Origin of the sequence: Paraburkholderia sp. BR10872 (assembly GCF_040965835.1) — a bacterium.
GTDB lineage: Bacteria > Pseudomonadota > Gammaproteobacteria > Burkholderiales > Burkholderiaceae > Paraburkholderia > Paraburkholderia nodosa_A.
Map to the genome: position 1 here is coordinate 15,638 of NZ_JBFRCN010000030.1, position 13,449 is coordinate 29,086.

General features: G+C 63.3%; 12 protein-coding genes. 3 read left to right on the forward strand and 9 right to left on the reverse strand.

The window, feature by feature from the left end:
• Positions 1-35: 35 nt before the first annotated feature.
• Positions 36-1,235 (reverse strand): succinylglutamate desuccinylase/aspartoacylase family protein, encoded by a 1,200-nt coding sequence (locus AB4Y43_RS22530; protein ID WP_368728825.1) that lies wholly within the window; start codon positions 1,233-1,235, stop codon positions 36-38.
• A gap of 590 nt (positions 1,236-1,825) precedes the next feature.
• Between AB4Y43_RS22530 and AB4Y43_RS22535 the strand changes: the two genes are divergently transcribed.
• Positions 1,826-3,013: a DUF2235 domain-containing protein gene (locus tag AB4Y43_RS22535; protein ID WP_368728826.1), complete on the forward strand. Its 1,188-nt coding sequence runs from the start codon at positions 1,826-1,828 to the stop codon at positions 3,011-3,013.
• A 39-nt stretch (positions 3,014-3,052) separates the two neighbouring features.
• Here the strand turns inward: AB4Y43_RS22535 and AB4Y43_RS22540 are convergent, their stop codons facing one another.
• The 6 genes from AB4Y43_RS22540 to AB4Y43_RS22565 form a co-directional block, all read right to left on the reverse strand.
• Positions 3,053-3,772: an ABC transporter ATP-binding protein gene (locus AB4Y43_RS22540; protein ID WP_069261455.1), complete on the reverse strand. Its 720-nt coding sequence runs from the start codon at positions 3,770-3,772 to the stop codon at positions 3,053-3,055.
• A complete protein-coding gene (locus AB4Y43_RS22545) occupies positions 3,772-4,539 on the reverse strand; it encodes an ABC transporter ATP-binding protein (protein WP_368728827.1) in 768 nt (255 codons plus the stop codon). The genes AB4Y43_RS22540 and AB4Y43_RS22545 overlap by 1 nt, the downstream gene beginning before the upstream one ends.
• On the reverse strand, positions 4,536-5,810 hold the full coding sequence (locus AB4Y43_RS22550) for a branched-chain amino acid ABC transporter permease (RefSeq protein WP_368728863.1): 1,275 nt from the start codon (positions 5,808-5,810) through the stop codon (positions 4,536-4,538). The genes AB4Y43_RS22545 and AB4Y43_RS22550 overlap by 4 nt, the downstream gene beginning before the upstream one ends.
• Before the next feature lie 39 nt (positions 5,811-5,849).
• Entirely contained in the window at positions 5,850-6,797 is a 948-nt protein-coding gene (locus AB4Y43_RS22555; RefSeq protein ID WP_368728828.1) for a branched-chain amino acid ABC transporter permease, read from the reverse strand.
• Between the two features lie 40 nt (positions 6,798-6,837).
• Entirely contained in the window at positions 6,838-8,082 is a 1,245-nt protein-coding gene (locus AB4Y43_RS22560) for a branched-chain amino acid ABC transporter substrate-binding protein (RefSeq protein WP_368728829.1), read from the reverse strand.
• 204 nt (positions 8,083-8,286) lie between these two features.
• On the reverse strand, positions 8,287-9,258 hold the full coding sequence (locus AB4Y43_RS22565) for a helix-turn-helix domain-containing protein (RefSeq protein WP_368728830.1): 972 nt from the start codon (positions 9,256-9,258) through the stop codon (positions 8,287-8,289).
• A 99-nt stretch (positions 9,259-9,357) separates the two neighbouring features.
• On the opposite strand from AB4Y43_RS22565, the gene AB4Y43_RS22570 reads away from it, so the two are divergent.
• Complete coding sequence (locus AB4Y43_RS22570; protein ID WP_368728831.1) at positions 9,358-10,602, forward strand: DUF1479 domain-containing protein; 1,245 nt, start codon at positions 9,358-9,360, stop codon at positions 10,600-10,602.
• Positions 10,603-10,609: 7 nt separating this feature from the next.
• Here the strand turns inward: AB4Y43_RS22570 and AB4Y43_RS22575 are convergent, their stop codons facing one another.
• A complete protein-coding gene (locus AB4Y43_RS22575) occupies positions 10,610-12,346 on the reverse strand; it encodes an ATP-binding protein (protein ID WP_368728832.1) in 1,737 nt (578 codons plus the stop codon).
• Between the two features lie 174 nt (positions 12,347-12,520).
• Complete coding sequence (locus AB4Y43_RS22580; RefSeq protein ID WP_069261462.1) at positions 12,521-12,856, reverse strand: response regulator; 336 nt, start codon at positions 12,854-12,856, stop codon at positions 12,521-12,523.
• 329 nt (positions 12,857-13,185) lie between these two features.
• Between AB4Y43_RS22580 and AB4Y43_RS22585 the strand changes: the two genes are divergently transcribed.
• A complete protein-coding gene (locus tag AB4Y43_RS22585; protein ID WP_368728833.1) occupies positions 13,186-13,446 on the forward strand; it encodes a hypothetical protein in 261 nt (86 codons plus the stop codon).
• Positions 13,447-13,449: the final 3 nt, after the last annotated feature.

Below are 13,449 nucleotides of genomic sequence, written 5' to 3' on the forward strand. Positions count from 1 at the left end.
CAAACTCGTGTCGCCCTGCCCTGCCCGACCCGATTTCATTCAGAAAAGTCCTCCGGAATTTCCTTTGCCGCGCTCTGATAAAGAATCATCACGAGCGGAATTCTGGGCTCTGCCGTGGCGTCGGTTCGTCGTCCCGTCACCTCGCCCGTGACTTCGGTCGTATACTCCGCGACCACTTCGCCAAAGGTATTGCGCTGGATTGCCACTTTCTGGCCCGCGTTGACCTTGTCATTGACTTTGACCAGCAGTTCGACGAATCCACCGTGCGTCGACATGACTGAGTGGCCGCTGTTGCCGACGAAGGTCCCGACGTCTCGCCCAGTGCGCCCCATCGGACCCGATACGATGTTGTAGCGCTTGAGCACGTTCATCGTGCCTTCGACGAACGACGGAATCATGTCGAAATCGAAAACGCGCGCGGAGCCGATCTCGGGCGTGATTGCGGGAATCCCCACGTTGATGAATGCATTGGCAAGCAGCGTGGGATAGGCGGGGTTGTCGAAGATCTGCTTGATCGGAAAAAGCTCCGCCATGGCTCGCGCCTCCGGCAATTCCATTCTGGCCAGATTGAAGGACGTCAAATCCATGCCGGTCGTGGCCGTATGAAAATCGAGTGCGTAGTCGGTGTTCGGCCTCAACAGCCGGTTGAACAGCAGTCCCGCATGCCGGCTCGGCGCGCTGCCGCCATTCTCGTTGCCCGGCCATTCGCGGTTGATGTCGATGAGGCCGATTCCAAGTGCGGAATTGGGCCATCTGCGCTCCATGGCCTCGAGCGCGGGGCGCGATACGTCGAGCACTGCCAGCACGGTGCCTGACATCTGCGCGGGGTCGAGCTGGCTTATCACGCTGTGGATGGTATGCACGGGGCTCATTTCATCGCCATGCACCCCGCTGATCAGCGCGACGCGCTTGCCCGGCTTCGCACCGTGGACAACGATCACCGACACATACCAGTTCTGCCCCGTCGGCATTTGCACGCCCTGAAAGTAGAACTTGTGTGTCTTGCCGCGCTCGAGGTCGCCGACGTCGAGCGCGCTGATGACCTTCTTTCCCTGGATCACATCGCCGGTATAAACCGTCCCGGTCCCTTGCGGGCCCCCGGCGGTCGGCGCATTGGCGCCTTGGGCATTTGCGGCCTCGCTTTGCGAGACCAATGCGGATGTTGCGCCGACCAGCGCAACGGCCTTCTTCATGAAGTCGCGACGAGCGACAACATCTTCCGATTCGTCTTGCATGATGGCGAGGTCCTGACGTAGTGGGAGAGATCAGTCAACGGCGCCTCACGGATTACCGGTTACCGCGAATGGCATTGCGATAATGCCGGCTACGCTGGCGGCCGCCAGGCACTCTGTGGGGACTCGTGCCGCCGCCGAGTACGGCGACTGTCGGTCAGTTCAGAACATCTGCTAACGTCTGCATTCGTTTCCGACTAGTGACTTCGAACAGGCCTGCTGCTCAGCCCTTCGAAGCTCGCCGCCAAAACCGCGCTCCCGCCTTTCGCACGTCTGCGAGGGCGCGTCGACATGCATTCTCCCCCGAAGCGCGGAAGCTTGCTTCCCCCATGCGAAAGCCCCCCTCAGAGCAGTTCAGCTGACCCGCCGGGGCCCCTGCGGCCCACTTCAGCACTGCCGCCCCTGTCGTACGTGCGCCTTCGTACATTCCTGACCTCGCAATCCGGAACGCAGAAGCTATATTTGTAGACCTGATGTTCGGCACGCGCATCGCACGCCATGCCGCATCGGCTGAGTTAACGCACCGGACAATAATCAGGATAGCGAACAAATGTTCCGTGGATAGCGACTGAATTGCCTGTGAGGAGCCGGCGATGTCCAAAACGATAGTCTTTTGCGCAGACGGCACGTGGAACGGCCCCGAAGATCCGGCAGGAAAAGGCGACGGTGCCGCGCCTGACGCCGCGGCAGGGTGCCAGCCGGGACTGACCAACGTATGCAAGCTTTTCGCGTGGCTCGATGGAAACCTGCTGCCCGAAGGAAGCAACTGGGGTGGCCTCGAGATGGAAAAGGCGCTTGCAGACGCCAACGGCACACCCGTACAGATCGCGAAATACATTCACGGCGTCGGAAATTCCCAGCAACTGCTCGATAAAGTCGCTGGCGGCGCATTCGGGGTCGGCGTCGTCGCTCGAATCGCGCGCGGCTATACGTATATTTCGCGCAATTTCGAGCCCGGCGACGGCATCGTGATCGTCGGATTCAGCCGCGGCGCGTACACCGCGCGAGCCCTTGCGGGACTGATTGCGGGACAGGGTCTGCTTCGGCCGGATCTCGCCGCGATAGACGATCAGAAACGTTACGACACCGCAGTGGCAGCGTGGTATCGATGGAGACACGGCCACGAAACGACGTTCCAGAAGATCGCAGACGGCCTGACGGAGTTCTTGACGATCCATCGCGCCTTCTCCAACCCGAAGCCTTTGGATGCCAACTCGTTCGTGAACGCAAAAGTCACCGCCGTGGCGGTTTGGGATACGGTCGGTTCACTCGGCATTCCCATCTACTACGAGGGTTCCGCCATCGATCTGTTCCGGTTCTGCGATCTGACGCTGAACCCGGACATTGGCCTCGGCGTGCACGCGGTTTCGCTCGACGAGCAACGCAGACCGTTCGAACCGACCTTGTGGAATCCCAACCCGAACGTGACGCAAGCGCTCTTTCCCGGCGGTCATTGCGATGTCGGCGGCGGCTACCCCGATCACGGCCTCTCCGACGGCCCGCTGGTCTGGATCGTCGACAGGTTGCAGCACACTGACGTGGGATTGAAGTTCGCCCTTCATCCGCCCGTTGCCGTCCAGTCCAACCCCTTGGGGCCGCGACACCGCGAATGGGTAGAGGACCGTGCCTGGCTGGCCGCCGGAGTGGGACCGCGGGCGTTCCCGGCAGGCATGGTCGTCAACGACAACATACGGCAGCGGATGAACGGTCAACCCGAAGATCTTTTTGGAGCCAACGGCCAGCAGCCGAACTACTCACCGGGTAACTTGCCCGCACGCTAAGCGCAATGTCTTCCGCAGACCGAACGCTCGCAGCGCGCCCTACACTTCGAGCCATTCCTGGCGAACGCGCACATCGGCCTTCAACTGCTGCGGCGTCCCCTCGAACACGATCTGGCCGTGCCCCATGACGTACACGCGCTGCGAGATATCGAGCGCGATGGCCTGCTTCTGCTCGACGAGCAGCACCGAAATACCGCGCGCCTTCAGCGTCTTCAGGTACTCGCCCACCTGCGCGACGACGAGGGGCGCGAGCCCTTCGGTCGGCTCGTCGATGATGATGAGGTCGGGGTCGCCCATGAGCGTGCGGCACAGCGTCAGCATCTGCTGCTCGCCGCCGGACAGCAGGCCCGCTGGCGTGTCCTCGCGCTCCTTCAGGCGCGGGAACATCCGGTACATGTCGTCGAACTGCCAGCGCGGCTTCTGGCGCGAACGGATGCGCTTTTCGCCGAGCATCAGGTTCTGCCGCACGGTGAGCGTCGGGAAGATATCGCGGTTCTCCGGCACGTAGCCGATGCCCCGGTGCGCAACCTCGAAGGTGCGCAGTCCGCGCACTTCCTCGCCGCGCAGCAGAATCTGCCCCTCGCACCGCACGAGCCCCATGATGGCTTTGGCGAGCGTCGAGCGGCCCACGCCGTTGCGTCCGAGCAAGGCGACGATCTCGCCCTCGCCCACCTGCATCTCGACGCCGTGCAGGATATGGCTCTTGCCGTAGTACGCATGCAGGTCGCGCACCTGAAGCATGGAATTCGCGGTCGCCATCAATGTGCACCTGCGGGTTCGTCCAGCGTGGTGCCCAGATAGGCTTCCTTCACGCGGCGGTTGTTACGGATGGCTTGTGGCGTGTCCGTGGCGATCACCTCGCCGTACACGAGCACCGAGATGCGGTCGGCGAGGCCGAAGACGACGCTCATGTCGTGCTCGACCATCACCAGCGTCTTGCCGACGGTGACCCGGCGAATCAGCTCCACCGCATGATCCGACTCCGAGCGGCTCATGCCCGCCGTGGGTTCGTCGAGCAGGATGACTTTGGCGCCGCCCGCGATCGTGATGCCGATTTCGAGCGCGCGCTGCTCGGCGTAGGTCAGCAGTCCGGCAAGCGTGTCGTGGCGGCCCTGCAGGCCGATCAGCTCGAGCACTTCTTCGGCGCGCTCGCGCGCGTCGCGCAATTGCTCGAGCCGATGCCAGAACGAATACCGGTAGCGGAGCGACCACAACACGGAGCAGCGCACATTCTCGAACACCGAAAGGCGATGAAAAATGTTCGTCACCTGAAAGCTGCGCGAGAGCCCCATGCGGTTGATCTTGTACGGCGGCAGCCCGCCGATCTCGGCGCCGTTGAGTTTGACCGTGCCGGAACTCGGCGCCATGCGCCCCGAAATCAGGTTGAACGTGGTCGACTTGCCCGCGCCGTTGGGACCGATCAGCGCATGACGTTCGCCCTGCGCGATACTCAGGTCGACGCCGCGAATGATCTCCGTGCGCCCGAAATTCTTGCGCACGTCACGCAATTCCAGTGCGGCCGTCATGCGTTGCTCCCCGCGATTTCTCGTTGCACGCCATCCCACGCGTCGCGCACCCGCGCGCCCGCGAGGCGTCCCGCCTGTGCGCCCACGGCCCACAGCACCGCGGCGACGGCCCAGGGCTTCCACGACGCCGCATCGAAGTTCAGGCCGAAGAACGCCATGGCCGTGCCGTTATCGCTATCGATCTGCACCTTGTAGACGAGTTCGACCGTCAGCACGAGCGCCGCAAGCAGAATCATCCCGGCGCCCAGCGCCGCCGCATAGGACGGCAGCATGCGATGCAGCTTGCGAGCCGCAATGAGAGGGACCTGCTTCATCAGCAGGCTCGACACGCCGCCCGGCACGTACATGACCACCAGCACGAAGAAAAGGCCGAGGTACAGCAACCATGCCGGCGTGAGATTGGATAACGCGACCGCGAACAGCACGAACAAGATCGAACCGATGATCGGCCCGAAGAAGAACGCCCCGCCGCCGATGAACGTCGCGAGCAGCACGCCGCCGGACTGTGCGGCGCCGACATTCTCCGCCGTCACGATTTCGAAGTCGATCACCGAGAGGCCGCCCGCAATGCCGGCGAAGAACGCCGAGAGGACCATCACGAAAAAACGTACGCGCTGCGTGTTGTAGCCGACGAATTCCGCACGCTCGGGATTGTCGCGCACGGCGTTGGCGATGCGGCCGAGCGGGGTCTGCGTCCATGCGTACATGGCGATCATCGACACGAGACACCACACCGCGATCAGGTAGTACACCTGGATCGCCGGGCCGTATGTGATGCCGAGCACCGCATGGCCAACCGTGCGATTGGTCGGCACCCCGCCTTCGCCGCCGAAGAAGCCGGGAAACATGAGCGAACTCGCCGCCACCATTTCGCCGATGCCGAGCGTGATCATCGCGAAGGTGGTGCCCGACTTGCGCGTGGTCACGTAGCCGAACAGCACGCCGAACAGCATGCCGCCGAGTCCGCCGACCAGCGGCAACAACGAAACGGGCAACGGGAAATGGTTCGCGCCGATCTGGTTGAGCACATGCGCCGCCACGAATGCGCCGAGCCCGGAGTACACCGCGTGCCCGAACGAGAGCATGCCGGTCTGCCCGAGCAACATGTTGTACGAGAGCGCGAAGATGATCATGATGCCCATCTGCGAGAGCAATGCGATCGCAAAGCCGCTGGAAAACACGAGCGGCAGCACCAGCATGATGAGCACCGTGGCGCCCCAGATGATCCAGCGCAGCGAATGCGCGGACTGCAGCCATCCGTGGCGTTGCATGGCCGAACCGGCGCTGGCCTGAATGAGCGGTTTCATCGGTCAGCCCTCCCGCTTGCCGAGCAACCCGCGCGGTCGCAGGATCATCATGAGCACCATGAGCAGATAAGGCAGAATCGGCGCGACCTGCGAGACCGGCATGCGCAACAGCGACGAGAGCGTCGTGCTGTCCGTGACCGTCACGCCGACGAGTGAGAACAGATCGGAGAGCGAGGCATCGATCGTGACGGCGAAGGTCTGCATGATGCCGATCAGCAGCGAGGCGATGAACGCGCCCGGCAGCGAGCCCATGCCACCCACCACGGCGATCACGAATACGATGGTGCCGACCGACTCGGCCATCGAAGGCGACGTGACGAACGCGTTGCCGCCGATCACGCCGGCGAGGCCCGCCAGCGCGGCGCCGCCGCCGAACACGAGCATGAACACGCGCTGCACGTTGTGCCCGAGCGCCTCGACCATTTCCGGGTGCGTGAGCGACGCCTGAATGACGAGGCCGATGCGCGTGCGCGTCAGTACCAGATACAGCGCCACGAGCATGGCGATCGAGATGAGCATCATGAAGGCGCGATACTTCGGAAACTCCGACGTGTACACCTTTAACAGCGCCCCGTTCAGTTCAGGTGGAATGGCGTACGGCACCGCGGCCAGCCCCCAGACCAGCTTGACGCCCTCCACGATCAGATACGACAGGCCGAAGGTGAACAGCAATTCCGCCACATGCCCGTACTTGTGCACGGTGCGCAAGCCGAAACGCTCGACGAGCGCGCCGACACACGCCACGAGCACCGGCGCCGCCACGAGCGCGGGCCAGAAACCGATCTTGCTGGCAATGCTGTAGGCGAAGTAGGCCCCGAGCATGTAAAAGCTGGCGTGCGCGAAATTGAGCACGCCCATCATGCTGAAGATCAAGGTGAGGCCCGAGGAAAGCATGAACAGCAGCAGCCCGTAGCCGATGCCGTTCAACAGAGAGATGGTCAGGAATTCCACTGCCCGATGATCCTTGTGAAGTGTCGTAGCGAGAGCACGTTCAGCCCGGGCGCTTCATCTGGCAAGTGGTCGGCTGCGTTGCCGCGGTCGGCCCAAGCTGGACGTCGGTGCGCCAGCCATAGCCGGTGTTCTCCTGGTCGTACTTTACCGTTTTGCCGTCCGCCTTGGTCCATGTCGCGATCACGAGCGATTGCTGCGCCTGGTGATCGGCGGCGCGCATCGCGACCGGACCGTTCATGCCGTCGACCGTCATGCCCTCCATGGCCTTGGCCACCTTGACGGGATCGGTCGACTTCGTCGCGTTGATCGCCTTGCTCAGCATTTCGATGCCGGCATAGGCCGTGGCCAGGTAGTAGTCGTCGTTGTACTTCTTCTTGTAGCCCTCGATGATCTGCCCAACCACCGGCGGATTGTTCGCCGTGTTCGGGCCGAACACGCCCACGTACTTCACGTGGTCGGCGCCGGACGCGCCCATGGCGGTCGGCACGCCGGTCGTGCCCGCGTAGTAGGTATAGAAGTTGGCCGTCACGCCCGCGTCCTTGCTCGCCTTCACGAGCAATGCGAGGTCGCTGCCCCAGTTGCCCGTGATCACCGTGTCGGCGCCGGACGCCTTGATCTTGGTAGCGTAAGGCGAGAAGTCCTTCACGCGCGCGAGCGGATGAAAATCGTCGCCGACGATCACGATATCCGGGCGCTTGCTCTTCAGGTCCTCGCGCGCCACGCGCGAGACGTCGTGGCCAAACGAGTAGTCCTGATCGATGAGGTAGACCTTCTTGATGTCCTTGTCGCGCGCGAGGAACGTGGTGAGCGCATCCATCTTCATGTCGGCATTGGCGTCGAAGCGGAAGTGCCAATAGTCGCACTTCGCGTTGGTCATGGCCGGGTCCACCGCCGCGTAGTTCAGGTAGACGATCTCCTTGCCCGGATTGCGCGAGTTGTACTTGGCGACCGCATCCTCCAGCGCGAGGCCCACCGACGAGCCGTTGCCCTGCACGATATAGCGGATGCCCTGGTCGGCGGCCTGGTTGAGCAGGGTCAGGCTCTCCTGCGGCGAGAGCTTGTTGTCGAATCCGACCACCTCGAACTTCGTGCCGTTTGCCCAGTTGTGCTCGTTGGCGTATTCGGCCGTGTATTGCCAGCTATGCAGCTGATTCGTTCCGAGCGACGCCATCAAGCCTGACAGCGGATCGATGAAGGCAATCTTGACCGTTTGCGCTTGCACGGCCCCCGCTAACAACGCCGACGATACCACCGCACCAACCAGCAACGAGCGCAACATCCTCATGGACTGTCTCCTTTGTTTGGGCATTGCTTATCGAGCGTGAATTTTCTGTCCGACCGTGCGATTTTTCGCTATATCACCACATTCCAGACGCTAATGACAGCACTCCAGGGAAATCGCTGACGCGAGCCGGCATAGCGAGTCATTGCGACTGGCTTACGGTTAGCCTGGGTCCGTTGGCGATCGCCCAACCGCGCGTTCGGGACCTCAGGCCCGTCGCAACCGGGGCTTGCCGCCCGCCATCCGCCGCGCAGGCTCGAGAGAAGGCGAGCGTTCGGTCAGGGCCGGCGCAGCATGATCGTCGTCGAGCTTTGCGCCCTTGAATTGCTGTCGATAGGCCACGGGCGTCAACGCTTTCGTGGCCTTGAACTGCCGGTTGAAATTCGCGGCGTTGGGAAACCCCGAGCGGGTGGCGATCACCGAGATGGGCATCTGCGTGTCGGTCAACAGCCGGCAGGCATGGCCGATTCGCACCCGCGCGATGTACTGCCCCACGCTTTCGCCCGTGTGCTGCACGAAATGCCTCGTCAGCGTGCGTTCAGAGAGACCCGCGGCTTTGGCGAGCGTCGACAGCCGCAAGGGTTGCGCGAACTGCGTTTCGATCAGCGCAAGCACCCGGTTCAGCTGCTCGGGCTCGTAGCCCGACGACGCGCCAACGCGGCCTTCGAACGCGCTGGGCGTCGCCAGCTGGGTGGCAGGCAAGTCGGTCAGCCAGACGAGGATCTCCAGCACGGCAGCCAGACGCCCGCGCGGGTCCGCAGACAAAAGACGGTCCAGATAGCCGCGCATCTGCGCGCCGGCGCCTTCTTCGAAGACCAGTCCGCAGGCCGCGCGGCGCAGCAGGTTGCGCAGGTTCGCGTATTCCGGGCAAACGTCGGCGAGGCGCTGCACCCAGCCGCCTTCGAACCAGATGACGATGGCAACCTGCGAGTCCGCCGGGTCGATCGAGCGATTGGACGACCAGGTGTGCGGCATGTCCGGCGGGACCAGGACGAGATCGTCGGCGCCATAAACGGTGACCGAGTCGCCGATATAGCGCTTGCCCTGGCTGTTCATCGTCAGCGTGAGTTCGTATTCCGGGTGGTGATGCCACTCGAACGGAATGCGCGGCAAGCGCCGGTGGTAAACCCGCACCGAACAGCGGCTACCAAAGTCGACGTGCTCGTACGCTGCTTTCATGGCCGAATCTACAAAAACATTGACTTGATAATATCACCGGCCAAAGCTGCGCCGGCGTACGCTCGCATCATTCGAAATCACCAGGATGGAGACAACGACATGGCTTTGCATATCGACGACCTGCCCGCGGCTATCCGCAAGGCCAAGCAGGAATTGCGGGAAATGCTGCCCAACTATCAGGCCGTGTTCGCCGAGGTCGAATCGGCCATGCACGAAGAGGCGCATCGCATCGCCCAGCTTCGCGACCGGGGTGAGCCGGTCATCCCCGAAATCGCGTTCGCGGACATCGCCGGCAACCGCGTGAGCGCGGAGCAGATCGCGCACGTGAAAGCGCGCGGCGCGTGCGTCATTCGCAAGGTCTTCGACCGCTCGCTCGTGGAGCGGTGGGACAACGACATTGCCGACTACGTCGAGCGCAACGATCTCGACCGCAAGCTGCTGCATCGCGCCGAAGACAAATACTTCGGCCAGTTGGCCTCGAGCAAGCCGCAGATCTACGGCGTCTACTGGTCGAAGCCGCAAGTGCTGGCGCGCCAGTCGCCGGAACTCACGCAGGCGCGCGTGCTCCTGAACCGGCTGTGGCGTACCGAGAGCGAAGGCCGCGTGCATTTCGACCCGGATCACGTGCCGGTTTATGCAGACCGGCTGCGCCGCCGGCCGCCCGGCTCCGGGTCGCTGGGACTTTCCGCGCACTGCGACGGCGGCTCAGTCGAGCGCTGGATCGAAGCGAACTTCCGCAAGGTCTACCGCCACGTGTTCACCGGAAACTGGCGCGACTATGACGCGTTCGATGCGGCGTGGCGCACCGCGGTCGAGGAGATTCCGTCACCCGCTGTTTGCTCGATGTTCCGTACGTTTCAGGGCTGGACGGCGCTCACGCAGCAAGGCCCCGGCGACGGCACGCTGCAACTCGTGCCCATCGCGAACGCGATGGTCTACATCCTGCTGCGCGCCCTGCAGGACGACATCCCCGACGACGACCTGTGCGGCGCGATGCCGGGCCGTGCGCTCTCGATCAAGCCGGAGTATCATGCGCCGCTTTTCCACGCGCTTTCTTCGATTCCCTTGATGCAACCGGGCGACACCGTGTTCTGGCATAGCGACGTGATTCATGCCGTGGAGGACGCGCACCGCGGCAAGGGCTACAGCAACGTGATGTACATCGCTTCGGCGCCGTCCTGCACCAAGAACGACGCGTATCTCGCGCGGCAGCTACCGAACTTCCTCGAAGGCAAGAGCCCGCCGGATTTCCCGACGGATCACTTCGAAGTCGATTTCGTCGGGCGTGCAACGGTGGCAGACCTGACGCCGCTCGGACGCGCGCAGATCGGGCTGAAGCCCTGACCATGCGTCAATCGGTCTTGTTCAGCGCATTGCGTACCGCAACGGCAAGCTCGTCGTATCGATAGGGCTTGCTGATGAGCGCGACACCTTCGTCGAGCTTGCCGTCGTGGAAAATCACGTCGCGCGTATAGCCGGAGGCAAACAGGACTTCGGCGTAATACGGCGGCCCGCTCGCGATACGAGCTAATTCGCTGCTTCGCACCGTGCCCGGCGTCACGACATCCGTGAACAGCAGGTCGAAGCGCTGGCCGCTCTGGATCAGCTTGAGCGCGCTTTCGCCGTCTTGCGCGGAGACCACCTTGTAGCCGAGCTGGGCCAGCATTTCGATCGCGGCAATGCGAACGTCGGCATCGTCTTCGACGACGAGAATCGTCTCGCCGCCTCGCTCCTGTCTCGCAACGGTCGGCTTGTAAGCGTCGTATTCCGCTTCCAGGCTTCGCGGGAAATAGAGGTTGACGGTCGTGCCCTGGCCTTCTTCGCTTTCGATGAAGACGTGGCCGGAACTCTGCGCCACGAATCCGTGCACCATGCTCAAGCCCAGTCCCGTTCCCTGGCCCTCGGCCTTCGTGGTGAAGAACGGCTCGAACACGCGCGCTTTCACGTGGTCGGGCATACCGCTTCCCGAGTCGGAGACTTGCAGGCGTACATATTCGCCCGCTGGGACGCCATCGCGCAGCGCCAGTTCGTCGTTGCCCGCATCGATGTTCGCGAGACAAACGCAGATGCGTCCGGGTCCGTCGATCGCATCGCGCGAGTTGATGACCAGATTCAACAGCGCACTTTCCAGCTGGCTTCGGTCGGCGCAGATATTCCAGCTTTCCTGCGCAGGCACGATGGCGAGTTCGATCGTCTCCGGCAACGTACGGTGAAGCATCTCGGCGATGCCTTCGACCAGCCGGACGGGATTCAGAACGGCCGGCGCGAGCGGTTGTCTGCGTGCAAAGGCCAGCAGTTGCGCGGCGAGTTTCGCGCCGCGCGACACTGCGTTGCTGACCGCCGCCACGCGCCGCTCGAGCGCGGCGTTGCCGCGCGTCGAAAGCTCGATGAGCTGCAGATTGGCGGAGATGACCTGCAGGACGTTGTTGAAATCGTGCGCCACGCCGCCCGTGAGACTGCCGATCGCTTCCAGCTTTTGCGCCTGACGCAGCCGTTCCTCCATTGCCACGCGCGCCCCCACTTCCTCGGCGACGCGCTGCTCGAGTGTCTGGGTCAGTTGCAGCAGCGCGTCTTCGGCCACCTTGCGCTGCCTCTCCGCCAGGATTTTCGCGGTCGTTTCGAACACGATCGCAATGACGCCGGCCGGCCGTTCGTCATCTTCGAAAACCGGGCTGTAGCTCAGGTCCATCCAGACGTCTTCGGCGTGCCCCTCGCGATACAGCACGAGCTGCTTGTCCTGGAAGGCCAGCGTTCCGCCGGCGAGGCACGTATCGACGACATTGCGGTTGAACGCCGCCACCTCTGGCCAGCCGGTTTCGACCGGTTTGCCGAGCAGGAACGGATGCCGGCTGCCCGCGAAAACCGCGTAGGCGTCGTTATAGACCATCGTGCCTTCGTGTCCCCAAAGCATGACGAGCGGAGAAGGCGAGGCGAGGAGCATATTGATCGCGGCGACGAGGCTCGCCGACCACGTTTCGCGAGGGCCGAGCGCCGTGTCGCTCCAGTCGAATGCGGCGATGCGCTCGGTCATTTCGCCCGGCCAGCGGTTCAAAGGGCGCGCGATCGGCGGTGGAACTTCCTTGTTCATGACGCGACTCGGCTCCCAGGAGACGCTGGTGGAGATCGGAACTGCGAGGCTCGTGGAAATTCGAGGCTGCGCACGAGTCAGACGCTGCGCGCAATTATTGTTCCGGCTCCCGACGGGAGCCTGGACCGCCACAAAGGGTAGCCGGCGCCAAAGCGGCAGTCGCTCAGAGCGGCGTCACAGGCAGGCCAGCAAGTCTTCGAGCCGCACCGGTTTCGTCAGACATTTTTCGAAACCGGCTGCCGCCGCCCTGGCCGTGATATCCGGGTCGACGTGTCCCGATAGCAGAACGTACCGGGTATGTGACAGAGCGGGGTTGAGCCGAAGCTGCCCCACCAGTTCGCCGCCGCTCATGTCGGGAAGCTTCCAGTCCACGAGAGCGAGCTCGGGAAGGAACGACCCGGCAACGAGCAGGGCCTCTTGTCCATCGGCGGCGCATCGGGCTTGATGACCTTCGAACTCGACGAGCGCCGCGAGCGCATCTGCGACGTCGCGGTTGTCATCGACCAGCAAGATTCGTTTTGGCATCGGGCACAAAAAAATGGCAGGAGAGTGAGCGCGACACAGGCAGAACCCGCACCGCGATTCGCCTTCGAGTGTACCCGGATTCCGCCTATGACAAGCGCCCGCGCCATCTCACGCCAGGGTCGGAGTCCCGCATGCTCCATCACGCGAATTTCCTCGTTGTACTGAGCAATGTGCTTTGCCCAGCGACAACGCGGCAAGTGCTTAACTCGTTGTTACCAATCTCGCAGCGCCGTTGCACCTGTGTCAGAGGGGGGCGCCTAGACTCGGAGCCGTGCTCATCAAAAAACGCACGCAGCGTGCGAAGGAGTGGCGATATGAAGAGGACGATTCTCGGCCTGGTCCTGGGCGCAACGGCGTTGGCGGCTTCTACCGCCGCAGTGGCCCACGTGGATGTGGCCGTGGGCGTTGGCGTGCCAGGCGCGGCCTATGCGGCAGCTCCCGTCCAGACCGACTGGCGGGGCGACGACGACTGGCGCGCGCGGCGTTGGCGGGAACACGAATGGCGCGAGCATGAACGTCGTGAGCACGAATGGCGCGAACGCGAATGGCACGACCGCGACCGTTGGAACTACTGACGC

Coding starts and splice junctions, on each gene's coding strand:
- AB4Y43_RS22550 (WP_368728863.1), bottom strand. CDS start 5,810: ATGCAACGCCACGGATGGCTGCAGTCCGCGCATTCGCTGCGCTGGATC.
- AB4Y43_RS22585 (WP_368728833.1), top strand. CDS start 13,186: ATGAAGAGGACGATTCTCGGCCTGGTCCTGGGCGCAACGGCGTTGGCG.
- AB4Y43_RS22530 (WP_368728825.1), bottom strand. CDS start 1,235: ATGCAAGACGAATCGGAAGATGTTGTCGCTCGTCGCGACTTCATGAAG.
- AB4Y43_RS22560 (WP_368728829.1), bottom strand. CDS start 8,082: ATGAGGATGTTGCGCTCGTTGCTGGTTGGTGCGGTGGTATCGTCGGCG.
- AB4Y43_RS22575 (WP_368728832.1), bottom strand. CDS start 12,346: ATGAACAAGGAAGTTCCACCGCCGATCGCGCGCCCTTTGAACCGCTGG.
- AB4Y43_RS22540 (WP_069261455.1), bottom strand. CDS start 3,772: ATGGCGACCGCGAATTCCATGCTTCAGGTGCGCGACCTGCATGCGTAC.
- AB4Y43_RS22535 (WP_368728826.1), top strand. CDS start 1,826: ATGTCCAAAACGATAGTCTTTTGCGCAGACGGCACGTGGAACGGCCCC.
- AB4Y43_RS22565 (WP_368728830.1), bottom strand. CDS start 9,258: ATGAAAGCAGCGTACGAGCACGTCGACTTTGGTAGCCGCTGTTCGGTG.
- AB4Y43_RS22545 (WP_368728827.1), bottom strand. CDS start 4,539: ATGACGGCCGCACTGGAATTGCGTGACGTGCGCAAGAATTTCGGGCGC.
- AB4Y43_RS22570 (WP_368728831.1), top strand. CDS start 9,358: ATGGCTTTGCATATCGACGACCTGCCCGCGGCTATCCGCAAGGCCAAG.